The sequence below is a fragment of the Roseateles sp. genome, from assembly GCF_047654805.1.
Taxonomy (GTDB): domain Bacteria; phylum Pseudomonadota; class Gammaproteobacteria; order Burkholderiales; family Burkholderiaceae_C; genus Pelomonas.
Genome location: NZ_JASGIV010000001.1, coordinates 1,629,116 through 1,655,640 on the forward strand (window position 1 = coordinate 1,629,116; position 26,525 = coordinate 1,655,640).

2 protein-coding genes and 2 pseudogenes are annotated in these 26,525 nt (G+C 71.6%); all 4 read left to right on the forward strand.

Features of this window, described 5'->3' with window-relative positions; translation table 11 throughout:
• Positions 1-698: 698 nt before the first annotated feature.
• A pseudogene (locus QM732_RS07445) lies at positions 699-4,259 on the forward strand (SDR family NAD(P)-dependent oxidoreductase); the annotation flags it as partial.
• The gene (locus QM732_RS07450) at positions 4,256-7,576 is read left to right on the forward strand and encodes an amino acid adenylation domain-containing protein (RefSeq protein ID WP_415655539.1); all 3,321 of its coding nucleotides are present in this window, start codon (positions 4,256-4,258) and stop codon (positions 7,574-7,576) included. The pseudogene QM732_RS07445 and the gene QM732_RS07450, both read left to right, overlap by 4 nt.
• Positions 7,573-20,361, forward strand: coding sequence for an amino acid adenylation domain-containing protein (locus QM732_RS07455; protein WP_415655540.1), 12,789 nt, complete (start codon positions 7,573-7,575; stop codon positions 20,359-20,361). Before QM732_RS07450 ends, QM732_RS07455 begins: the two co-directional genes overlap by 4 nt.
• Positions 20,361-26,522: pseudogene (locus QM732_RS07460) on the forward strand (amino acid adenylation domain-containing protein); the annotation flags it as partial. The gene QM732_RS07455 and the pseudogene QM732_RS07460, both read left to right, overlap by 1 nt.
• Positions 26,523-26,525: the final 3 nt, after the last annotated feature.

Genomic DNA, 26,525 nt, shown 5'->3' on the forward strand with positions numbered 1-26,525 from the left:
CCGACAGTTTGGCGACGGCGCTCGTCGCCGTGCTGAAGCGACACGGCGACCGGCCGATCCGCGCGAGGAACTCGGCCGAACGGCGAGCCTCGTCCGCGCGGGACGGTGATGACACAGGCTCCGTCGCCGAGCACGCCGAGCACGCCGAGCTCTCCGACACCGACAGCCTCGCCGCCTTGCTGCGCCGCGTGAGCGCGAAGGCCGGCCCGATCGCCCGCATCCTGCACCTCGACAGCCTGGGCGACCATGGCGGCCTCGGTCGCGAGGACGCGGCACAGCGTCGCGGTTTCCACGGCCTGCTGGCCCTGTCGCAGGCGCTGGAGGCGACCGCCACGGAGCGCGGCCACCGACCGCTGCGGCTGACCGTGGTGACGGACCGCGTCGAGGACGTCACCGGCGCGGAGCCGCTCAACGCCGAGAAGGCGACGCTGCATGGTCCCTGCCGGGTGATGCCGCAGGAGCTGCGCGGCCTGTCCTGCCGACTCGTGGACATCGTGATGCCGTCCGCGGGCGGCGAGTCCGAGCGGCACTTGGCCGAGCGCCTGCGCGATGAATCGATCGCGGGCTTCGGCTCGCCGGACGAGGCGGTCGTGGCGTGGCGCGGGCCGCATCGCTGGGTCAAGGACTTCGAGCGCCTCGACGTCAGCGCGGCGACCGGAAACCGCCCGTCGGGCCTGCGCTCGCGCGGCGTTTACCTGATCACCGGCGGGCTGGGCGGCGTCGGCCTGGCGCTGGCACGCCACCTCGCGCGACATCATCAGGCGCGGCTGGTCCTGGTGGGCCGCGGCGCCGTGCCCACCAGCGACGCGCTGTCGCGGGAGCTGCGCGAGATCGAGGCCCTCGGCGCCGAGCTGCTCGTCTTGCGGGCCGACGTCACCGACGCCGAGTCGGTCCGCGTCGCGCTGGCCCAGGCCCATGAGCGCTTCGGCGACCTGCACGGCGTGATCCATGCCGCCGGCGCGGCCGGGACCGGACGGCCGGGCGCTCGCGGCGAGGCCGAGGTCGAGGCCGTCTTCGCCCCCAAGCTCCGCGGCACGCAGGTCTTGCTGGACGCGCTGGCCGATCGTCCGCCGACCTTCGTGGTCCTGTGCTCGTCACTGGCCAGCATCGCCGGCGGACTGGGCCGCATCGACTACGCGGGCGCCAACGCCTACCTCGACGCCCACGCGATCGCGTCGCTGCGAGGCGCGTCGGGCCCGCGGCTGGTGTCGGTCAACTGGGACGGCTGGCGCGGCATCGGCATGGCCGCCGGCGTCGCGATGCCGGAAGGCATCGGCATCGCGCCGGAAGCGGGCGGATTCGCGCTCGAGCGCATCCTGAGCGCGCCCGCGGCGGCGCAGGTGCTCGTGTCCACCACCGACCTGCGGCAGCGTCTGCGGGGGTGGGAAGAGACCGTCGACGCGATGGCCTCGCCGGCCTCGTCGGCCTCGCCGGCCTCGACGGTACCGACACCGCGGAACTGTCAGCCCCGTCCCGCGCTGCGCACGCCCTACGTCGCGCCCTCGGAGGGGCTGCAGCTGGCGCTCGCGGAGATCTGCGGCGAGCTGCTCGGGCTGACGCCCATCGGCCTGGAGGACAACCTGTTCGAGCTGGGCGGCGATTCGCTGCTCGCCGTGCAGATCCTCTCGCGGGTCCGCGCCGCTCACGGCGCGAGCGTGCATCCGAGCGACTTCTTCAAGCAGCCCACGGTGGCGCATCTCGCCGCCGCCGTCGCGGGGCAGCTGTCGCCGCGGGCGCAGGACGCGCTCGTGCCCACGCCGCGCGAGGACTTCTCGCCGCTGTCGCCGGTCCAGCGCCGGCTCTGGATGGTGGACCGGCTGGCCGACGCCGCCGGTCGCGCCGCCTACAACCAGCCCGCGGTGCTCTCGCTGCGCGGCGACATCGATCCCGACCTGATCGAGCAGGCCCTGGCCGGCGTCATCGCGCGGCACGAGGCGCTGCGCACGGTGTACCCGGAGCGCGACTCGGGGGAGCCCGCGGCCGTGGTGTTGGACGCGGCGCCGGTGCCGCTGCGGCGACTGTCGATCTCGACGACCGGGTCGCCGGACGCCGTCACATCCCTGGAGGACCTCGCGCCGCTGGTCCGCGACCTGACCGCGCAGCCCTTCGATCTCGCGACCGGCCCGCTACTGCGCGCGGCCCTGGTGCGCCTGGGCGCCGCGCATCACGCGCTGGTGCTGGTGATCCACCACATCGCGTTCGACGGCTGGTCGGCCGCCGTGCTGGCCCGCGAGTTCAGCGCCCTGCACGAGGCGCTCCGGCACGGGCGTGCGTCCGCGCTGCCGGCGCTGCCGGTCCAGTACCGCGACTACGCGCGCTGGCACGAGCGGCGACTGGCCGGCGAAGCGGGGCAGCGCGGTCTGGCGTTCTGGACCCACTACCTGGCGCAGGCGCCGGCGGTGTCCACGCTGCCAGAGGATCTGGAACGACCGAGGCGGGCATCGCACACGGCCGACACGATCACCGGCCGGCTGGAGGCGCCGCTCGCGCGCGCCGCGGCCGCGCTGGCCCGCGAAGCCGGCACCACGCCCTATACGGTGCTTCTCGCCGCCTTCCTGTGGGTGCTGCATGAGCGCTCCGGTCAACGCGATCTGATCGTCGGTAGCGACGTGGCCGGTCGCGAGCACCCGCTGCTGGAGGGCCTGATCGGCTTCTTCGTCAACGTGGTGCCGGTGCGCTCGCGCCTGCCCGACGACGCGGACGCCGGAGCGACCGGGACCGTCCGCGCCTGGCTGGCGAGGGTCAAGGACAGTCTGCTGGGTGCCTTCGATCATCAGGACATGCCCTTCGACCGCATCGTGGACCGGCTCGCGCTGCCGCGCGACCGCGGCCGCAATCCGCTGGTGCAGGTGCTCTTCGTGTTGCAGAACACGCCGCCGGAGCGCTTCGAGATGGCCGGCGTCGCGGTGGAGATCGTGGCCCAGCCGGCGGTCGCGTCCAAGTTTGATCTGGCCGTGTTCCTGCGACCCCTGACCGATGGCGGCCTGGGCATCGACTGGGTGTTCTCCCCGGCGCTCTATCGCCGCGCCACCGTGGCCGCGTTCGCCGCGCAATGGGAGCGCGTGCTCCGGCAATGGGTCGACGCGCCGGACCGCCTTCTCATCGCGCCGGCCGACGCCGTCGGCGCGTCCTCGACTCCTTCTCTTTCCCCGGAGCGTTCTTCCATGAGCATGCCTTCGACACAGGACAAGCTGGCCCGGTTGGGTCGCCTGGCCGCGCGATCCGGCGCCGCTGGCGCCGGCCAGCCGCTGGACGGCGGCGCGGCGCAGGTCCGCCGCGGCTTCCTCGCCCCCGGCCGCGAGTTCCCGCTGGTGCTGGAGGCGACGACGCCCGATCTGGACGCCGCCGCCTGGGCCCGCGCCCATGCCGACGAGGTCGAGACCTTGGTGCGGCGGCACGGCGCGCTGCTCTTTCGCGACTTTGGGCTGCGCACGCCGCAGGCGTTCGAGACCTTCGCCGAGACCATCGAGCCGGCGCTCTACGGCAGCTACGGCGACCTGCCCAAGAAGGAGGGCGGCCGCAACACCTACCAGTCCACGCCCTATCCCGAGCGCCAGATGATCCTGTATCACAACGAGAGCGCCCATCTGGAGCGCTGGCCGCGCAAGCAGTGGTTCTATTGCGAGCTGCCGTCGCCGGTCGGCGGCGCCACGCCGATCGTGGACGGCCGCGAGATGCTGCGCCGGCTGCCGGCCGCGCTGGTCGAGGAGTTCGAGCGCCGCCACCTGCTGTACGTGCGCACCTTCACGCCGCGGCTGGACGTCAGCTGGCAGGACTTCTACAAGACCGACCGGCGCGACGAGGTCGAGCAGCGCCTGGATCGCGCCGGCATCGCCTGGAGCTGGCTGGACGAGCGGACGCTGCAGACGCGCACGCGCTGCCCGGCGGTGATCACGCATCCGCATACCGGGGACCGGGTCTTCTTCAACCAGGTGCAGCTGCACCATCCGGCCTGCCTGGATCCGCAGCTGCGCGAGGACCTGCTGTCGACGGCCGGTCCCGGCCGGCTGCCGCGCGACGTTCGCTACGGCGACGGCGCGCCCATCGCCGACGAGACGATGGCGATCATCGGCCGCGCCTACGAGGACTGCGCCGTGCGCTTCGAGTGGCGGCGCGGGGACGTGGTGATGCTGGACAACATGGTCGCGGCGCATGCGCGTGATCCGTACGAGGGGCCGCGCAAGATCGTCGTGGCGATGGGCGCCATGTTCGATCGGGTCGATCTGGCGGGCTGGCGCGACGTGGGAGGCGCGCCATGAACGCGCCGGAACGGACTGTCTTGGGCAGCCTGCCGTTGAGCCCCGAGCAGCGCGCGCTGCCGGGCGTGAGCGCCGCGTGCGCGCGGCTGTCGGCGATGGAGGGCGACGGCGTGGTGGACGTCGCGTCCGACGGCTGGCGCTTGAGCCTCGATGTCATCGGGTCCGTGGACCTGGCCCGCCTGCGTGACGCTGTCGAGCGTGTGCTGGGCGCGCATCAGGGGCTGCGGCATCGGCTGCTGCGGGTGAGCGGGCGGCGCGATCTGCGGCAGGCGATGGAGGAGGGGCCATTGCCGCGGTGGCGGGAAGAGGGCGACGAGGACCGCCTCGACGCGCCGAACGTGCGGGCAGTGCTGAACGCCGTCGGGCCGGAGCGGACCACCTTGACCCTGCGCCTGAGCGAATGGGTCGCGGACCGCGGCAGTCTCATCGCGCTGGCCGGACAGATCGCCGAGGCCTATGCGACGAGTCTGCCGCCGGCCTCGGTCTTCCAGTACGACGCGTTCGTGGCCTGGCGCCAGGAACTGGCCGACGAGGAGGACGCGTCCGCCATCGCGGCCTACTGGAGCGATCACCTCGCGCAGGTCATCGGCGATCAGGCCGCGTGCCTGTCCTTCCGACGCGACCGTGTGGAAGCGGCGACCTCGGGTGCCGTTGACGCCCCGACCGATGTGGCCGTCGGCTCGGCCGGCGCGGCGCAGTCCGCTTCGGCGAGCTGCGAGGGCCGGCTCGCGCGGCGCATCGATGAAATCGGGACCGCGCACGGCCTGCGCGCGCCGGAAGTGATCCATGCCGCCTGGTGGCTGCTGCTGTCGCGCCTGCAGGGCTGGACGCCCTTCGTCGCCGGCTGGGCGCACGACTGCCGGGATGACTACGAGCTGATGCTCGGCGCGGTCGGCCCCTACGAGAAGCTGTTGCCCCTGGTCGTCGACCCGGTCGCCGGCGAGGGCTTCGGCGCTTGGCTTGATCGGCTCGCGGCGGCGAAGGAGCGACATGCGGCCGCGCAGGAGTACTGGCCCGTCGACGCGCCCACCGATCGCCGTCATCTGGCCTTCGGCGCGTCGGCCTCGATGTGGACGGAGGCGGTCACGGGCGGCGCGCGCTGGTCGGTGCGCGAGATCGGCTCACCCGGCGATGGGGCGAGCCTCGGGACCGAGCTGGCCGTGCACGTCGATTGGCGTCGGCATGGCGGGCAGGGCGACCTTGATGCCGTGCTCATCTCGGTGCGGGCGTCGTCCTCCCACTACTCGGCGGCGGATGCGCAGCGGCTGTGCGAGCAACTGCTCGCGCTGCTGGAGGATGCGTCGGCCCGTCCGGAGACGCCGGTCGAGGCGCTGGAATTCATGCCGGCGGCGCGGCGAGCCGAGCTGCTGGCCGACCCGGCGCCGCTGGATGTCGGCACCGCCACGGTGGCGACGCGCACGGCGCAGTGGGCCGAGCGAACGCCGCACGCACCGGCGCTGGAGGACGGAGACCGGCGCCTGAGCCATCGCGAGCTCGACGACGAGGTGCTGCGGCTGGCACGCCGGCTGCGCGCGTCAGGCGTGGCGCGGGGCGACATCGTGGCGCTGGCGCTGCCGCGCTCGGCAAGCCTGGTCGTGGCGATGCTCGCCGCCTGGCGCGCGGGCGCGGCCTATCTGCCGCTGGATCCGCAATGGCCGATCGCGCGCCGGCAGGCCGTGCTGGACGACGCGCGGCCGCGCGTGGTGCTGCGCGGCCGTGAAGGCGAGGAGGGTGACGGCGACGTCATCGACATCGAGCGCCTTGGCGAAGAGCCGGGCGCCGGCGCGTCCGACCCGGCCCCGTTCGAGCCCGGCCGATCGAGCGATGCCGCCTATCTGCTCTACACCTCGGGCTCGACCGGGACACCCAAGGGCGTGGTCATCGAACACGGCGCGCTGCTCAACTACGTGGCGGCGGCCAGCGCGGCGATGGGACTCGAGGCCTGCCGGCGCTGGGCGCTGACAAGCACTGTCGCGGCGGATCTGGGCAACACCGCGCTGTTCGGCGCGCTGTTCAACGGGGCCTGTCTGGTGATCGCCTCGTCGCGGGATTCGCAGGATCCCGAGGCCTTCTCCCGATTCATGCGCATGCGCGAGATCGACGCGCTGAAGATCGTGCCCTCGCACCTGGAGGCGCTGCTCGACGCCGACCAGCCGAGCCTGCCGCGCTGCCTGGTCCTGGGCGGCGAGGCGGCGCCCCGCGCGCTGATCGAGCGGCTGCGGCGCATCGCGCCGCACTGCGACATCCACAACCACTACGGCCCGACGGAGACGACCGTCGGCGTGATGGTGCATGCCGTGCGCCGCCCCGAGGCCGGTGACGCCGCGCCGCCGGCGGTGTTGCCGCTGTCGACGGTGCTGGCCAACAACCGGGTGCGGGTACTCGACGCGGCGATGCGGCCGGTGCCGGTCGGCGCGATGGGCGAGGTCTGGATCGGCGGCGCGCAGCTGTGCCGCGGCTACCTGAACCGGCCGGGCGAGGTCGTCGTCGACGATCCCTTCCATGCCGGAGGACGCCTGTACCGCACCGGCGATCTGGCGTGGCTGCTGCCGCAGGGCGGCTTGCGACTCGCCGGACGGGCGGATGACCAGCTCAAGATCCGCGGCCACCGCATCGAGCCGGGCGAGGTCGAGGCCGCGTTGCTCTCGCACGCGCAGGTCCGCCAGGCCGTGGTCCTGGCGCGCGCGGGGTCGTCCGGTCCGGAGCTGACGGCCATCGTCGTACCGGAACACGGCGCGGACGAGGCCGCGCTGGAGCCCGCGCTGCGCGCCCACCTGACGGCGCGCCTGCCCGAGCCGATGCGACCGTCGCGCTATCGATTCATGGTGGAACTGCCGCGGCTGGGCAACGGCAAGGTGGATCGCCTGGCCTTGGCCGGACAGGTCGCCACGACCTCCACGACCTCCACGACGGAGGCAGCGGTCAATCCCGTCGAGAACATCGCCGGGCACGCAAGCGCGAGCGGGAACGCGGACGAAGGCGCGAACAAGGGCGCGACCGTGACCGCGGTCGCTGGTGCTGGTGCTGGTGCCGCCGATGACAGCCTCGCGGGCCGGATCGCCGTCCACATGGGCGAGCTGCTGGATCGCGCGCCGCTCGGCGTCGACGACGACTTCTTCGATCACGGCGGGCATTCGCTGCTCGTGATCCGGCTGGTGGCTCGCCTGCGCAAGCTGCTGGCGGTCGAGGTGGCGCATGCGCTCGTGTTCGACCACCCCACGCCGAGCGCGCTCGCGGCCGCCTTGCACGCCGAGTTTCCTTCCCTCCCATCCCTCTCTTCCCTGGACGCGTCCAGCGCCACCGGACATCCACGATGAATGACGCAGCTTCCGACTCGGCCATCGCCTCCCTCGCCGCCGCGGCCCGGCGCTCCGCGTCCGACGCCGACGCTGATGCCCTCGTGCGCGGACTCGCGCCGCAGGGCCAGCCGTACCGGCTGTCCCATGCCCAGGAACAGCTCTGGCTGCTGCAACGGCTGAGGCCGGGCCTGACCGCCTACAACCTGCCGCGCGCCTTCCGGCTGACGGGCGCGGTGGACCCGCAAGCGCTGGAGCGCGCCTTCCAGGCGGTGATCACGCGTCACGCGGTGCTGCGGTCCAGCTTCCAGGAGATCGACGGCGTGCCGATGCAGCGGGTGAACGGGTCGGTCGACTTCCGGCTGGAGCGCGTGGACCTGTCGGCCGTTCCGGAGCCCGAGCGCGAGGCGCGTCTGCAGGCTTCGGTGCGGGAGATCGCCGGGCATGTCTTCGATCTGGGCGTCGCGCCTCCGCTGGTCGCGCGATTGATCCGGCTGGACGAGCGGCATCAGGTGCTCGCGCTGTGCCTGCACCACATCGCCTCCGACGGCGGGTCGAATCCCATCCTCGCGCGGGATCTGGGCCAGGCCTATCGACAGGCCGTCGCGGGCGAGCCCATTCATCTGTCCGAGCCGCCCGTCGAGTACGCCGACCATGCGGTCTGGCAGCGGCGGCGGCATGACGAGGGGCATCTGGATGGCAGCCTGCGTCATTGGGACGAGGTGCTCGGACCGTCGCTCGCGCCGATCGATCTGCCGCTGGATCGTCCGCGTCCGGCCAGCCAGACCTTCGCCGGCGCCGAGGAGCCGGTCGAGCTCGCGCCCGAGCGCGCGGTGGCGCTGGAGCGTTTCTGCCGCGCCGAACGCTGCACGCCCTTCGTGGTCCTGCTGGCGGCTTGGCAGACGCTGCTGGCGCGACTGTCCGGGCAGGAGGACTTCGCGGTGGGCGTGCCGGTCACGGGGCGGCATCGCGAGGAACTGCAGGGCGTGCTGGGCTGCTTCGTGAGCGCGCAGGTCTTCCGTGTCCGCATGGACGGGGCGACGACGCCGCGCGAGCTGTGCCGGCGCGTGCGCGCCGAGACGCTGGCGGCGATGGCGCACATGGAGGTGCCCTTCGAGCTGATCGTGGCGCGGCGCAAGGAGCGGCGCGATCCGGCCAGGAATCCGGTGTTCCAGGTGCTGTTCGGGCTGCAGATGGGCGACCCGGCGCGAGACCTGACCCTGGAGGGCCTGGCGGTCGAGCCGATCCGGCTCGCGCAGGACAGCGCGAAGTTCGAGCTCTCGCTCGACATCGGGATCAACGCGGGCAGGGTGCGGGGACGGCTGGAGTACAACACCGATCTGTTCGACGCCGACACGGCGCGGCGCGTGGCGCGGTACTACGACCGCGTGCTGGCGGCCTTCGTCGAGGAGGCGGATCGGCCGCTGTCGCAGATCGATCTGTTGGACGAGGACGAGCACGCGCAGCAGCGCGCATGGAGCATCGGCGCGGAGGAGCTGCGACACGAGGCCGTCGGTAGGCCGAATGGCGAGGCGGACATCGGCATCGGCGACGGTGACGGTGACGGTGACGGTGACGGTGATTGCTGGGCGCACGAGCGCTTCGAAGCGCAGGTTCGGCGCACGCCGGATGCGGTGGCGCTCACGCACGATGGCGGCTCGCTGAGCTACGCCGAGCTCAACGCGCGTGCGAATCGCCTGGCGCATCGGCTCATCGCATGCGGCGTGGGGCCGGACGTGCGCGTGGGCATCGCGATGGAACGCTCGGTGGAGATGGTGGTGGGGCTGCTGGGCATCCTCAAGGCCGGCGGCGCGTATGTGCCGATCGATCCCGAGTACCCGGCCGAGCGCATCGGCTACATGCTCAGCGACAGCGGGGTACAGCTGCTGCTGACGCAATCGTCGCTGTTGCCGCTGATTGACGAGGCACGAACGCGCGGGGACGCGAAAGACCTCACGGTGCTGACGCTGGACACGCTGTTGCTCGAGGGCGAGCCCTCGCACGACCCGAGCTTGACGCTGCACGGCGAGCATCTGGCGTATGTGATCTACACGTCGGGCTCGACGGGCCGACCCAAGGGCGCGGCCAATCGGCATCGCGGGCTGCGCAACCGGCTCGCTTGGATGCAGCAGGCCTACGCGCTGGACGCGTCGGACACGGTGCTGCAGAAGACGCCATTCGGCTTCGACGTGTCGGTGTGGGAGTTCTTCTGGCCGCTGATGACTGGCGCGCGGCTCGCGCTGGCCGCGCCGGGCGAGCATCGCGATCCAGCGCGACTGGTGCGGCGCATCGTCGACCAACGCGTGACGACGCTGCACTTCGTGCCGTCGATGCTGCAAGCCTTCCTCGCGTATGAGGGCGCCTCGAGCTGCTCGGGGCTGAAGCGCATCGTGTGCAGCGGCGAGGCGCTGCCCGCGCCGGCGCAGGCGCAGGTGCTGGCGCGTCTGCCCGGAGTGGCGCTGGAGAACCTGTACGGCCCGACGGAGGCAGCCATTGACGTGACGTTCTGGCACTGCCAGGACGAGGGCGGAGCGGCGGTGCCGATCGGCAAGCCCATCGCGGGCATCCGCACGTGGGTGCTCGATGCGCAGCTCGCGCCCGTGCCGCGTGGCGTGGCCGGTGAGCTCTATCTGGGCGGCGTGGGTCTTGCACGCGGCTACCTGCACCGACCGGCACTCACGGCGGAGCGCTTCGTCGCCGACCCGTTCGAACCAGGCGAGCGCCTGTACCGCACCGGCGATCTGGTGCGCTGGCGCGCCGATGGTCAACTGGAGTACCTGGGCCGACTCGACCATCAGGTCAAGATCCGCGGGCTGCGGATCGAGCTCGGCGAGATCGAGGCGCAGTTGCTGGCGCAGCCAGGTGTGGGCGAGGCGGTGGTCGTGGCCCGGCCGGGACCGACGGGCGCGCAGCGACTGGTGGGGTACATCGCGCCGAAGGCCAGCGCGAGCGACGCTGCCGAGAGCGACGTCGCAGAGGACGAAGCCAGTGCAATCGATGTGAACGCGATCCGCGAGCGCCTGTCGGTCTCGCTGCCGCAGTACATGGTGCCGTCCATCCTGATGGTGCTGTCGCGCTTGCCGCTGAACGCCAACGGCAAGATCGACCGCAAGGCCTTGCCGGAGCCCGAGCCCGTAGCGCGGGTGCACGAAGCCCCCCAGGGTGAGGCGGAGCGGACGCTTGCCGCCGTGTGGTCCGAGGTACTCAAGCTCGAGCAGGTCGGGCGCGAGGACAACTTCTTCGAGCTGGGTGGCGACTCCATCCTGAGCCTGCAGATTGTGGCGAGGCTGCGTCAGCGCGGCTGGCGCATCACGCCGCGGCAGCTCTTCGAGCGCCAGACGGTGGCGCAGCTTGCGGCGGTCGCCGAGGCGGTCAAGGTCGGCAGCGAGAACGGCGAGGGCGTTGTCCTCATCGATCCCCCCGAGCACGGCGAGCCCCTGCCGCTGCTGCCGATGCAGGCCGAGTTCTTCGAGATGGACGTCCCGGTTCGGCATCACTGGAACCAGTCGGTGCTGCTGCAGCCGCGCGAGCGGCTGAGCATCGAGCCGCTGAAGACGGCTCTTCAAGCGCTGGTGCGTCATCACGACAGCCTGCGGCTGCGCTTTATCCAGGACGCCGATGGCCGATGGGAGCAGCGCTGCGAGCCGGCGGACGAGCGCGAGCTCCAAGAGCTGCTGTGGATTCGGCAGGTCCAGGCTGGCGCCACGCAAGGCGCCGCGATTGAAGCGCTGTGCGACGAGGCCCAACGTAGTCTGGACATCGAGCGCGGCCCGCTGCTGCGCGCGCTGCTGATTGAGCTGCCGGACGGCGGCCAGCGGCTGCTGCTGGTGATCCACCACTTGGCGGTGGATGGCGTGTCCTGGCGCGTGCTGCTGGAGGATTTGCGCACCGCGCAGGCGTTGAGCATCGCGGGTCGGGAGATCGAACTCCCTCGCGCGAGATCAGCCCTGCGCCGTTGGGCTGGCGCGCTGCGCGCCTATGCGGATCACCACCAGGATGAAGTGGTGTACTGGAAATCGCAGGGAGACTCGCCGTCAACGCTTCCCATCGAGCACCCCGAAGGCGGCAACACCGTGGCGGAGCGCCGCTCGGTGGAGCTGAGGCTCGACGTCGACACGACCGCGCAACTGCTCAAGCAGGCGCCGGCGGCCTACCGCACGCAGGTCAACGACCTGCTGCTGACCGCGCTGGGTCGAGCGCTGTGCGCCTGGGGCGGAATCGACCGCGTGCTCGTCGACCTCGAAGGCCACGGGCGGGAGGATCTGAGCGATGCGATCGCCGGCGCGGCGACCTCCCCCGAGGCATCGGCTGCGTTGAGCGTTGACCCTTCACGCACGGCGGGTTGGTTCACCAGCCTGTTCCCGGTGCTGCTGCAAGCCGAGGGTGAGCCGGGCGAGGCGATCAAGCGCATCAAGGAGACCTTGCGGCAGGTGCCCACGCGAGGACTGGGCTTCGGCGTCCTCAAGCACTTCGGCGATGAGGCGCAGCGTCAGGTCTTGCGCGGTCTGCCGCGCGCGCAGGTCGTTTTCAACTATCTGGGCCAGTTCGACGCGAGCTTCGGCAACGACGCGCCCTGGCGTATCGCCGGCGAGCGCGCGGGCCAACCGCTGGATCCGTCCTCGCGGGCCACGCACGAGCTCTCCATCAACGGTCAGGTGTACGCCGGTGAGCTCCGATTGCAGCTGAGCTACAGCGCCGCTCGACACGAAGCCACTGCGGTGCAGCGCCTCGCCGACCAGCTCGGCGCGGAGCTCCGCGCGCTGGTGACCCATTGCCTGTCCGGCGCGCGCGGCCTCACGCCCTCGGACGTCCCGCTGGCCGGTCTCACGCAGCCGCAGCTCGACCACCTGCCGCTGAGCGCCGATCAATCCGCCCGACTGGAAGACCTCTATCCGCTGTCCCCGATGCAGCAGGGCATGCTGTTCCACAGCGTCGTCGATCCGGAGTCCGGCACCTACGTCAACCAGCTGCGCGTGGACGTGCACGGACTGGACGTCTTGCGCTTCGCGGCGGCCTGGGCCGCGGCCTTCGACCGCCACGCCATCCTGCGCACCGGCTTCCTGGACGGCGAGACACCGCGCCAGTGGGTGTCCCGCTCGGTCGAGCCGCCTCTGATCGAGCAGGACTGGCGCGATCGCGCCGACGCCGCGGCCGCGCTGGACGCGCTGGACGCGCTCGCCGGCGAGGAGCTCTCGCGCGGCTTCGACCTGGCCGCGCCGCCGCTGATGCGGCTGCGGCTGGTCCGGCTGGACGAGGGCCGCCATCACTTCATCTGGACCCACCACCATCTGCTGCTCGACGGTTGGAGCACGTCTCGCCTGATGGCCGAGGTGCTGCGCCACTACGGCGGTGAGATCCCCGAAGCGCCGCCTATCCGCTACCGCGACTACATCGGCTGGCTGGCTCGTGCCGATGCGCGGGCCTCGCGCGATTACTGGCACGAGCTGCTCTCGTCCCTCGAACGGCCCACGCGCTTGGCCGACGCTTTCGCGGCGGGCCGGCCGTTGGATCGCACGCAAGACTTCCGCACGCGAGCCACCACCATCGCGCGCACCGATACCGCGCGCTTGGCGGCCTTCGCCCGCGGCGAGCGGCTCACCGTCTCCACGCTGATCCAGGGCGCCTGGGGCCTCACGCTGCAGGCGGTGCTGGGTCGCGAGCCAATGTGCTTCGGCGCGACCACCGCCGGCCGACCGGCCGAGGTGCCCGGCATCGAGCAGGCGCTGGGGCTGTTCATCAACACGCTGCCGGTGGTCGCGCATCCGCGACCGGATCAGTCGCTGCGCCAGTGGCTCGCCGCGCTGCAGGACCAGAACGCAGCGTCGCGCGAGCATGAGCACACGCCGCTGTCCGAGATCCAGCGCGCCGCCGCGGTCTCGGCCCTGGGCGCGGGACAGGGGCTGTTCGACACGATCATCGTCTTCGAGAACTATCCGCTCGACGAGATCCTGACGCGGGTCGGCGACGGTCCGCTGCGGTTCGGGACGGCCCATGCCGCCTACGGCAACCACTATCCCTGCACGCTGCGCGTCAAGCTCGGTGAGCAGTTGGGCATCGAGTATCTGCACGATCTCCGCGCCCTCGACGAGCCGACCATGACGCGTCTGTCGACGCTGTTCGAGGGCCTGCTGCTGGGGCTGGTCGACCTGCTGTCACGACAACCGGAGGCCCGCGTGGCCGATCTGCCCTGGCCGGACGCCGCTCAACCGGTGGCCGTGCCGGTGGTGGTCCCTGAGGACGCGTCCGCGATCGCGGAGGCGCCGGACGTGCTGTCGCTGTGGCGAGCCTCGGTCCGCCAGGCACCGCAAGCGGCCGCGGTGATGGCCGAGCCTGAGGTGCTGAGCTTCGAGGCGCTGGACCGTCGCAGCGATCAGCTCGCCGCCGTGCTGCGCGCGCGTGGCGTGCGCGCCGAGACACGCGTGGGCGTGTGCGCGGACCGTTCGGTGCCGCTGGTCGTCGGCCTGCTGGGCGTGCTCAAGGCCGGTGGCGTCTATGTGCCGCTGGACCCCGCGCTACCCGCCGACCGGCTCGCGCATCAGGTGGCGGACAGCGCAGCCGCGCTGATCCTGGCTGCCGCGCCGCTTGGCTGGCAGTCCGACGTTCCGGTACTGGGCTTCGATGAGATCGAGGCGATCAGCGAAGGTGCGCAACGTGCGAGCGCTCCAGAGCTCGCCGGGCTTTCCACGCATCCCGCGCAAGCCGCCTACCTGATCTACACCTCCGGCTCCACCGGGCGACCCAAGGGCGTGGTCGTCAGCCACGGCGCGCTGGCCCACTACGTTCGGTCCGTGCTGCAGCGCTTGGCCCTGGACGATTCCGCGACCAGCATGGCCATGGTCTCCACCGTGGCCGCCGACCTGGGGCACACCGTGCTGTTCGGCGCGCTGTGCTCGGCGCGGCTGCTGCATCTGGTCTCGGCCGAGACGGCCTTCGATCCCGACCGCTTCGCCGACTACATGCATCGCCACCAGGTGGACGTGCTCAAGATTGTCCCCAGCCATCTGCAAGCGCTGATGAGCGCGGCCGATCCGTCGCACGTGCTGCCGCGACGTCGGTTGGTGGTGGGCGGCGAGGCCACGCGTTGGCCGCTGCTGGAGCGCGTCGCCGAGTTGAGCCCGGACACCTCGGTGCTCAATCACTACGGTCCGACGGAGACCACCGTCGGCCTGCTCACGCAGGAGGCGCTCACCGCCGATCGCCGGGCCGCGACGCTGCCGCTGGGTCGACCGCTCGCGGGCGGCGAGGCGCATGTGCTCGACGCTTGGCTGCGGCCGGTGCCCGCGGGTCTGGCGGGCGAGCTCTATCTCGGCGGCGTCCAGGTCGCGCGCGGCTATCAGGGGCGGCCCGGCCAGACGGCCGAGCGCTTCATCGCGAGTCCCTTCGACACGGGCCGGCGGCTCTACCGCACCGGTGACCGCGTGCGGCAGCGGCCCGACGGCAGCCTGGAGTTCCTGGGGCGCCTCGACGACCAGTTCAAGGTGCGCGGCTATCGCGTCGAGCTGCGCGAGGTGGTCCAGGCCGTGCTGGCGCTGGACGGCGTGGCGAATGCCGCCGTGCTGCCGGTCGAGACCGAGGACGGCCGCACGCAGCTCCACGCCTATGTCGTGCCCGCAGAGGGCCGCGCGCTGGCGACCGACACGCTGCGTCAGGCGCTGGCGGCGACGTTGCCGGACTACATGCTGCCCACGACGATCGCCACGCTGTCGGCCTTGCCGCTCACGGCCAACGGCAAGCTCGATCGTCGCGCGCTGCCGGGACTGGTCCGCGCCGATGAGGCGTCGGCGACCGATTCCGGCGTCCATCGTCAGGACGGCGACGCGCCGATCGGCCAGGTCGAGGAGGCGCTGGCGCAGGTGTGGGCCGACGTGCTGCGGACCTCGCGCGTCGGTCGTCACGACAACTTCTTCGAACTGGGCGGCGACTCCATCCTGAGCCTGCAGATCGTCGCGCGGGCGCGGCGCCGTGGGCTCAAGCTCAGCCCCAAGCTGATGATGGAGCTGCAGACCGTCGCCGCGATCGCGCCTCGCGTCGATGCCGCCGCGCTGCCGGCGACCGGCTCGACGGCCATCGGCGCTGATGGCACCACGGCCACCGACGCCATCGACGCCGGCGCGTCGAGGCCCAGCGCCACGCCGGGCGAGGACGGCGGCAGCTTCGATCTCACGCCGGTGCAGCGCTGGTTCTTCGAGGCGGCTTTCCAAGGCGATGCGCCCCGTCATCATTGGAACCAGTCGTTGATGCTGGCCGCCACCGACGTGGTGGATCCCGCGCAGGTCCGCGAGGCGGTAGTGCAGGTCGTGCTGCGGCATGCCGCGCTGCGCACCGGCTTCCGTCAGGAGTCCGGAACATGGCGGCAGGCCGTGACCTCCGGTCTGCCGACGGCGTTCTTCGAGTCGCTCGATCTGAGCGATGCGGTGGAGCGCGAAGGCGCCTCCGCCGCCATCACGCGGGCCGCCGACACGGTGCAAGCCAGCCTGAGCCTGACGGCGCCGTTCAAGGCGGTCTGGATGGAACTGGGCGGCGGTCGGCCGGGCCGGCTGCTGCTGGTGGCCCATCACCTGGTGGTGGACACTGTGTCCTGGCGCGTGATCCTGGAGGATCTGCAGATCGCACATCGCCAACTGCGTGACGGCCGACCGATCGAGCTCGCACCGTCGTCGGCCAGCTTCCGCGAATGGTCGCGTCAATTGAACGCCGCCGCGGGATCGACCGCGCTGCGAGACGAGTTGCCGCATTGGCTGGACGTCGCCGGGCCGGCGGAGCCCTCGTTGCCCGGCGACGCCGGTGGCGCCAACCACATCGCGCAGGCGCGCACGCTCAGCCGCTCGCTCGACGAGGCGACCACCCAGCGTCTGCTGTTCGAGGTCTCGCAGGCCTACCGCACGCAGATCAACGACCTGCTGCTGACCTCGCTCGCGCAGGTGCTGTGCGAATGGGACGGTCGCGAGAGCGTGTTGATCGAGCTCGAGGGCCACGGCCGCGAGGACCTGGGCGTCGACGACGAGGTGGCGGATCTGTCGCGCACGGTGGGCTGGTTCACCAGCCTCTATCCGGTGCGTCTGTCGCCGGACCCGGGCGATCTCGGCCGGTCGATCCGTCGCGTCAAGGAGCAGCTCCGGCGGGTGCCCGGCAAGGGCGTCGGCTACGGCGTGCTGCGCCACCTGAGCGTCGACGGCGCGGCGCTGGCGGGGCGCGCGTATCCGCAAGTCAGCTTCAACTACTTGGGTCAACTGGACCAAAGCGTCGACGCCGGTGCGCTGTGGCGTCCGGCGCCGGAGAGCGCCGGCGCCGCGCGCGCGGCCCACAGCCGTCGTCGCGTCTGGCTGGAGGTCTCCGCGCTGGTCTATCGCGGCGAGCTGCGCCTGAGCTGGACCTTCAGCGGCGCGGTGCATGAGGAGGCCGTCGTCCAAGATCTGCTGGACCGCCAGGTGCGGGCGTTGACCGCCGTCATCGACCATTGCGCGCGCGGCCCGCAAGGCGTCACGCCGTCGGACTTCCCGCTGGCGGGCGCGACGCAGGAGCAACTGGACCGACTGCGCCTGCCGCTGCGCGAGCTCGCCGATCTCTATCCGCCGTCGCCGTTGCAGGCCGGGCTGATGTTCCACAGCCTCAGCGCGCCGGAGGGCACCGCTTATCTGAACCAGCTGCGGCTGGACCTCGAGGCGCTGGACCTGCCGCGCCTGCAGGCCGCGTGGCAGGACGCGCTCGATCGGCACGAGACGCTGCGCACCGGCTTCCTCGCGGGAGAGCTGCCGCTGCAGTGGGTCGCCAAGCGGGCGACGCTGCCCTGGCAGGTGCTGGATTGGACGCGGCAACCGGAGATCGACGAGACCGGACTGCAGGCGCTGGCCGTCGCGGACCGGCGGCGCGGTTTCGATCTCGCCGCGCCGCCGCTGATGCGGATGACCGCGGTGCGCCTGCCCGGCGACCGCCATCACCTGATCTGGACCTGGCATCACCTGCTGCTGGATGGCTGGAGTACCTCGCAGCTGATGGCGGAGGTGCTGGGCCGCTACGCGGGGCAGACGGTCGCGCCGCGCCAATCCCGATTCCGCGATCACATCGTGGCCCTGGCCCGACGCGACGCCGGCGCGGCGCGCCTGCACTGGCAGGCGGTGCTGGATCAGTTGCCCGAGCCTTGCCGTCTGGCGGAGTCGGTGCGACGTCCCGTCGATGCCGCCATCACGACGGCGACTGCGGTGGCCGCGTCCACGGCGACGCCGGCACCGGCAGCGGTTCAGGACGAGTGGCGGCTGGAGCTCGACGTCGAGGACAGCGCGCGGCTGACGCGCTTCGCGCAGGCGCGTCGGGTGACGCTCAACACGCTGGTGCAGGCGGCCTGGGCGCTGCTGCTGCAGGCCCACACGGGGCAGGACGTCGTGTGCTTCGGCGTGACCAGCGCCGGGCGTGTCGCCGAGTTGCCCGATGCCGAGCGCCTGGTGGGCCTGTTCATCAACACGCTGCCGGTAGTGACCGCGCCGCGTCCGCGGGCCGGCGCCGCCTGGCTGCGGGAGCTGCAGGCGCAGAACGGCGCCTCGCGCGAGCACGACCAGGTGCCGCTCTTCGAGATCCAGCGCTGGGCGGGCCAGGCGGGGCAGGGGCTGTTCGATACCTTGCTTGTCTTCGAGAACTATCCGATCGACGAGGCCCTGCGCGATCGCGCGGCGGGTGGGCTGCGCGTGACGCGGACGATCAAGTGCGAGGAGACGCACTATTCGCTCATGCTGGTGGTGCAGCCGGGCGAGACGCTGCGGCTGAGCCTGCGCCATGCGGTGGCGGTGTTCGACACCGCCGCGGTGGCGACCATCGGGCGGCATCTGCGGCGTTTGCTGTTGGGGCTGATGTCGCTGGACCCGGACGAGGGCCGCGGCGAGCTCGACCTGCTGGACGACGAGGAACGGACGCAGGTCCGGCGCTGGGGCGACCCGGCCAGCCCGCACGAGTCAGCGCGGGCGCAGGCCCTGCATCGGCGCTTCGAGGCGCAGGCCCGCGCGCGGCCGGAGGCGGTCGCGCTGGTGGCCGACGGACAGTCGATGCGCTACGCCGAGCTCAACGCCCGTGCCAATCGACTGGCGCATCGCCTGATCGCGCTGGGCGTCGGGCCGGAGGCCAAGGTGGGTGTCGCGGCGCCGCGCTCGGCGGCGCTGGTGGTGGGCCTGCTGGCCGTGCTCAAGGTCGGCGCGGCCTACGTGCCGCTGGATCCGGACTATCCGCGTGAGCGCCTCGCCCACATGGTGCTCGACAGCGGCGTGAGCCTCGTGCTGACCGCCGGGGCGGCGGATGCCGCGCCCGTGACCGGCATCGCCACGCTGCGCATTGACGCGCCCGATCTGGCCGGTGAGCCGGAGCACGATCCATCGATGACGGTCCATCCGGACCAGCTCGCGTATGTGATCTACACCTCGGGCTCGACGGGCAAGCCCAAGGGCGCGGCGGTCAGCCACCGCAACGTGATCCGGCTGCTCGACGCGACCGAGGCCTGGTTCCGCTTCGATGAAAGCGACGTGTGGTCGCTGTTCCATTCCTATGCCTTCGACTTCTCGGTCTGGGAGTTGTTCGGCGCGCTGTGCACCGGCGGTCGTCTGGTGGTGGTGCCGTACTGGATCAGCCGCTCCCCGTCCGACTTCCTGGCGCTGCTGTGTCGTGAGGGCGTCACCGTGCTCAACCAGACGCCGTCCGCCTTCGGACAGCTGCAGGAGGAGGTCCTGCGCGAGGCGCCACGCACGGACGGCGGCGACGCCGCACCCGATGCCCGCGGCCTGGCGCTGCGCACCGTGATCTTCGGCGGCGAGGCGCTGGATCCCGCGCGGCTGCGGTCGTGGGTGGCGCGCTTCGGCGAGTCGGGACCGCGCTTCGTCAACATGTACGGCATCACGGAGACCACGGTCCACGTGACCTACCGACCGATCGCGTTCGCGGACCTGGACGCGACCCGCAGTCCCATCGGCGCGGCCATTCCCGACCTGGGTCTGCGCGTGCTGGACGCGGAGCTGGCGCCGCTGCCGGCGGGCGTGGCGGGCGAGCTCTACGTGAGCGGCGCCGGACTGGCGCGCGGCTATCTGGGCCGGCCCGGCCTGAGCGCGGAACGCTTCATCGCCGACCCCTTCGGCGACGGCGGCCGGCTGTACCGCACCGGCGACCGCGTGCGCTGGCGCGAGACGGGCGAGCTGGAGTACCTCGGCCGGATCGACCAGCAGGTGAAGCTGCGCGGTTTCCGCATCGAGCCGGGCGAGATCGAGGCCGCGCTGCTGGCGATGCCGGACGTGGCGCAGGCGGCGGTGACCGTGCGCATGCGCGCAGGCGGTGCCGAGCTCGTGGCCCATGCCGCGCCGCGCGTCGGCGCGGCGCTGGAGGCGGCGGCGCTGCGGCTGGCGCTGGCCGCGACCTTGCCGGCGCACATGGTGCCGGCGGTGATCGTGGTGCTGGAGCGGCTGCCTCTGAACGCCAACGGCAAGATCGATCGCAAGGCCTTGCCCGCGCCCGACGCGCCCGTGCGCGCGCAGGGCGAGCCGCCGGTGGGTGAGACCGAGCAGGCCGTGGCCGCGCTGTGGGCCACCGTGCTGGATCTGCCCCAGGTCGGGCGCCATGACGACTTTTTCGAGCTCGGCGGCCATTCACTCTTGGCGGTGCAGGCCATGGCCAGGTTGCAGGCGGCGCTGGGCGTGACGCTCACGGTGCGCGAGCTCTTTCAACACCCGACCCCCGCCGGACTGGCGGGCCGCATCGAGGCGGAGCGTCGGACGGTGCCGTTGGCGCGGACGCTCGCCGGCATCGATTCCTTCATCGACGATTTGGAGACCTCCTGATGGACGCAGTGGCGACGCGAGGCATCGCGGAACGATTCGCTCAACTGGACGACGCGAAGCGTCGCGCGGTGTACCGCAAGATCACGGCGGAGGGACTGTCGATCGGCCAGTTCCCGGTGCTGCGGCGGCCGGCGGCGCAGGGCGCGCGCTGCCCGGCCTCTTATGCGCAGGCGCGGCAATGGTTCCTGTGGCAGCTGGCGCCGGAGAGCAACGCGTATCACATCAGCCGCGCGCTGACGCTGCGCGGCGAGTTGCGGCTGGAGGCGCTGCGCGAAGGCTTCAACGCGCTGACGGCGCGGCACGAGGCGCTGCGCACCGTCTTTGCGACCGACGCGGACGGCAAGCCGGAGCAGGTGGTTCGGGCGGAGGCGACGCTGGCGCTCCCGCTGCTGGATCTGTGCGACGTGCCTGAAACGCAGCGGAAGGCGCAGGCGCATCGTATCGCCCGGCAACTGTGCGACGAGCCCTTCGATCTGGCGACCGGTCCGCTGCTGCGCGCCACCATGCTGCGCCTGTCGGATCGGGAGCACGTGCTGGTGCTGGTCATGCATCACGTGGTGTCGGACGGCGCGTCGATGGAGGTGATCGTGCAGGAGCTTGTCGAGCTCTATCGCGAGGGCGTCGAGGAACGGGCCTCACCCTCCACGGTGCTGCCGGCGCTGGAGGTGCAGTACGCCGACTACGCGATCTGGCAACGCCATTGGTTGGAGGCAGGGGAGAAGGACCGCCAGTTGGCGTACTGGCGCGGGCATCTGGCGGGCGAGGGAGGTGGTGGCGAGACCGACGAGGCCGGCGCGCTGCAGCTGCTGACCGACCATCCGCGGCGTCCGGACGGCCGCTATCGGGCGGGCAGTCTGAGCGTCGATGTGCCCCAGGCGCTGGCGCGTGCGCTGGACACGCGGGCGAGGGCGGAAGGCTGCACGCGCTTCATGCTGCTGCTGGCGGGCTTCCAGGTCTTGCTGCATCGGTACACGGGTGCGGGCGCGCTGCGCCTGGGCGTGCCCATCGCCAACCGGCATCGCAGCGAGACGCGCGGCGTCGTCGGTCTGTTTGTCAACACGCAGGTGCTGCAGGCCAGGCTGGACGGCCACATGAGCCTGCGCGACGCGCTGCGTCAGGCGCGGGAGGCGGCGCTGGGCGCGCAGGCGCACCAGGACCTGCCGTTCGAGCAGCTCGTCGACGCGCTGCAGCCTCAGCGCAGCCTGGAGGTGAGCCCGCTGTTCCAGGTCATGTTCAACCATCAGCGCAGCGATCTGCGGACGCTGCCGACGCTGCCGGGATTGACGCTGGAGCCCTTCGCGCTGGGCGAGCAGACGGCGCAGATGGAGCTGATGCTGCACACGATCGAGACCTCCGAAGGGAGGTTGAGCGGGACCTTCAGCTATGCGGCGGAGCTGTTCGAGGTCGCGACCGTGGAGCGCCTCGGTCGGCATTACCTGCGGGTGCTGGAAGCGCTGGCGTCGGAACCGGATCGGTTGCTGCGGCAGATCGATCTGTTGGACGAGGACGAGCACGCGCAGCAGCGCGCGTGGAGCATCGGCGCGGAGGAGCTGCGACACGAAGCCGTCGGCGGTCCGAATGGCGAGCCGGGCATCGGCGACGGTGATGGTGATGGTGATGGTGACGGCTGGGCGCATGAGCGCTTCGAGTCGCAGGTTCGGCGCACGCCGGATGCGGTGGCGCTCACGCACGATGGCGGCTCGCTGAGCTACGCCGAGCTCAACGCGCGTGCGAATCGCCTGGCGCATCGGCTCATCGCATGCGGCGTGGGGCCGGACGTGCGCGTGGGCATCGCGATGGAACGCTCGGTGGAGATGGTGGTGGGGCTGCTGGGCATCCTCAAGGCCGGCGGCGCGTATGTGCCGATCGATCCCGAGTACCCGGCCGAGCGCATCGGCTACATGCTCAGCGACAGCGGGGTACAGCTGCTGCTGACGCAATCGTCGCTGTTGCCGCTGATTGACGAGGCACGAACGCGCGGGGACGCGAAAGACCTCACGGTGCTGACGCTGGACACGCTGTTGCTCGAGGGCGAGCCCTCGCACGACCCGAGCTTGACGCTGCACGGCGAGCATCTGGCGTATGTGATCTACACGTCGGGCTCGACGGGCCGACCCAAGGGCGCGGCCAATCGGCATCGCGGGCTGCGCAACCGGCTCGCTTGGATGCAGCAGGCCTACGCGCTGGACGCGTCGGACACGGTGCTGCAGAAGACGCCATTCGGCTTCGACGTGTCGGTGTGGGAGTTCTTCTGGCCGCTGATGACTGGCGCGCGGCTCGCGCTGGCCGCGCCGGGCGAGCATCGCGATCCAGCGCGACTGGTGCGGCGCATCGTCGACCAACGCGTGACGACGCTGCACTTCGTGCCGTCGATGCTGCAAGCCTTCCTCGCGTATGAGGGCGCCTCGAGCTGCTCGGGGCTGAAGCGCATCGTGTGCAGCGGCGAGGCGCTGCCCGCGCCGGCGCAGGCGCAGGTGCTGGCGCGTCTGCCCGGAGTGGCGCTGGAGAACCTGTACGGCCCGACGGAGGCAGCCATTGACGTGACGTTCTGGCACTGCCAGGACGAGGGCGGAGCGGCGGTGCCGATCGGCAAGCCCATCGCGGGCATCCGCACGTGGGTGCTCGATGCGCAGCTCGCGCCCGTGCCGCGTGGCGTGGCCGGTGAGCTCTATCTGGGCGGCGTGGGTCTTGCACGCGGCTACCTGCACCGACCGGCACTCACGGCGGAGCGCTTCGTCGCCGACCCGTTCGAACCAGGCGAGCGCCTGTACCGCACCGGCGATCTGGTGCGCTGGCGCGCCGATGGTCAACTGGAGTACCTGGGCCGACTCGACCATCAGGTCAAGATCCGCGGGCTGCGGATCGAGCTCGGCGAGATCGAGGCGCAGTTGCTGGCGCAGCCAGGTGTGGGCGAGGCGGTGGTCGTGGCCCGGCCGGGACCGACGGGCGCGCAGCGACTGGTGGGGTACATCGCGCCGAAGGCCAGCGCGAGCGACGCTGCCGAGAGCGACGTCGCAGAGGACGAAGCCAGTGCAATCGATGTGAACGCGATCCGCGAGCGCCTGTCGGTCTCGCTGCCGCAGTACATGGTGCCGTCCATCCTGATGGTGCTGTCGCGCTTGCCGCTGAACGCCAACGGCAAGATCGACCGCAAGGCCTTGCCGGAGCCCGAGCCCGTAGCGCGGGTGCACGAAGCCCCCCAGGGTGAGGCGGAGCGGACGCTTGCCGCCGTGTGGTCCGAGGTACTCAAGCTCGAGCAGGTCGGGCGCGAGGACAACTTCTTCGAGCTGGGTGGCGACTCCATCCTGAGCCTGCAGATTGTGGCGAGGCTGCGTCAGCGCGGCTGGCGCATCACGCCGCGGCAGCTCTTCGAGCGCCAGACGGTGGCGCAGCTTGCGGCGGTCGCCGAGGCGGTCAAGGTCGGCAGCGAGAACGGCGAGGGCGTTGTCCTCATCGATCCCCCCGAGCACGGCGAGCCCCTGCCGCTGCTGCCGATGCAGGCCGAGTTCTTCGAGATGGACGTCCCGGTTCGGCATCACTGGAACCAGTCGGTGCTGCTGCAGCCGCGCGAGCGGCTGAGCATCGAGCCGCTGAAGACGGCTCTTCAAGCGCTGGTGCGTCATCACGACAGCCTGCGGCTGCGCTTTATCCAGGACGCCGATGGCCGATGGGAGCAGCGCTGCGAGCCGGCGGACGAGCGCGAGCTCCAAGAGCTGCTGTGGATTCGGCAGGTCCAGGCTGGCGCCACGCAAGGCGCCGCGATTGAAGCGCTGTGCGACGAGGCCCAACGTAGTCTGGACATCGAGCGCGGCCCGCTGCTGCGCGCGCTGCTGATTGAGCTGCCGGACGGCGGCCAGCGGCTGCTGCTGGTGATCCACCACTTGGCGGTGGATGGCGTGTCCTGGCGCGTGCTGCTGGAGGATTTGCGCACCGCGCAGGCGTTGAGCATCGCGGGTCGGGAGATCGAACTCCCTCGCGCGAGATCAGCCCTGCGCCGTTGGGCTGGCGCGCTGCGCGCCTATGCGGATCACCACCAGGATGAAGTGGTGTACTGGAAATCGCAGGGAGACTCGCCGTCAACGCTTCCCATCGAGCACCCCGAAGGCGGCAACACCGTGGCGGAGCGCCGCTCGGTGGAGCTGAGGCTCGACGTCGACACGACCGCGCAACTGCTCAAGCAGGCGCCGGCGGCCTACCGCACGCAGGTCAACGACCTGCTGCTGACCGCGCTGGGTCGAGCGCTGTGCGCCTGGGGCGGAATCGACCGCGTGCTCGTCGACCTCGAAGGCCACGGGCGGGAGGATCTGAGCGATGCGATCGCCGGCGCGGCGACCTCCCCCGAGGCATCGGCTGCGTTGAGCGTTGACCCTTCACGCACGGCGGGTTGGTTCACCAGCCTGTTCCCGGTGCTGCTGCAAGCCGAGGGTGAGCCGGGCGAGGCGATCAAGCGCATCAAGGAGACCTTGCGGCAGGTGCCCACGCGAGGACTGGGCTTCGGCGTCCTCAAGCACTTCGGCGATGAGGCGCAGCGTCAGGTCTTGCGCGGTCTGCCGCGCGCGCAGGTCGTTTTCAACTATCTGGGCCAGTTCGACGCGAGCTTCGGCAACGACGCGCCCTGGCGTATCGCCGGCGAGCGCGCGGGTCAGACACTCGATCCCTCGTCGAAGGCCGGTCATGAGCTGTCCATCAATGGTCAGGTGTACGCCGGCGAACTCCGTCTGCAACTCGGCTACAGCACCTCGCGTCACGAGCAGGCGACGGTGCAGCGCCTCGCTGACCTGTTCGGCGCGGAGCTCCGCGCGCTGGTCGCGCATTGCCTCTCCGGCGCGCGCGGCCTCACGCCCTCGGACGTCCCGCTGGCCGGTCTCACGCAGCCGCAGCTCGACCACCTGCCGCTGAGCGCCGATCAATCCGCCCGACTGGAGGACCTTTACCCCCTGTCGCCGATGCAGCAGGGCATGCTGTTCCACAGCGTCGGCGACGGCCAGGGCGGCAGTCAGGCAAGCACCTACGTCAACCTGCTGCGCGTGGACATCCACGGGCTGGATCTCGACCGCTTCCGCGCCGCCTGGGGTCGCGCCTTCGCGCGTCACGCGAGTCTGCGCACCGGCTTCCTGTCCGACACCGAGCCCGCCTTGCAATGGGTGGCCTCCGAGGTTGCGTTGCCGATGCGGACCCTGGACTGGCGCGAGCGCCCCGTGGAGGCGGCGGCGCTCGACGCGCTGGCCGCGGAGGAGCGCGCACGGCCCTTCGATCTGGCCCAGCCACCGCTGATGCGGATGATCCTGGTCCGCACGGACGCGCGGACGTATCACTTCATCTGGCTGACCCACCATCTGCTGGTGGACGGCTGGAGCACGGCCCGGCTGATGGCCGAGGTACTGCGCGACTATGGCGGCGCCACGGTGCCCGCGCCGGCGGGCCGCTATCGCGACCACATCGCCTGGCTGGCCGGCCGCGACGCCGATGCGTCCAAGCGCCATTGGCAGGAGCGCCTTGCCATGCTGGACGGACCGGTCAAGCTGGTCGAGTCGCTGCCGGCCTCGCGCGACGGCGAGGGCTATCGCTGCATACGCCAGGGGCTGGACGAGACCGAGACCCGCGATCTGACGGCGCTGGCCCGCGGCGCGCGGTTGACGCTCAACACGCTGGTCCAGGCCGCGTGGGCGCTGCTGCTGCAGCGCTACACCGGGCAGCGGACCGTCTGCTTCGGCACCACCGGCGCGGGCCGTCCGGCCGAGGTGCGCGGAGTGGAGGACATGGTGGGCCTGTTCATCAACACCATCCCGGTCCTGGCGCGTCCCCGTCCGGAGCTCGGGGTCGGCGATTGGCTCCGCGGGATGCAGGCCGAGGCGGTCGCCTCCCGCGAGCACGAGCACACGCCGCTGTACGACATCCAGCGCTGGGCCGCCACCGGCGGCGCCGGCCTCTTCGACACCGTGCTGGTCTTCGAGAACTACCCGGTGGACGAGGCGCTCCGGCAATCGGGCGACGCGTCGCTGAGCTTCGGGCCGATGCGGGCCGACAGCGGCAACCATTACCCGCTGACGCTACGGGTGCTCCCCGGAGAGCGGCTGCGCATCGAGCTGCTGCACGAGCAGGCTCGCGTCGATGGCCCGACCGCGCAACGCATCGCGGGTGAGCTGGTCGCGCTGCTGCGTCAA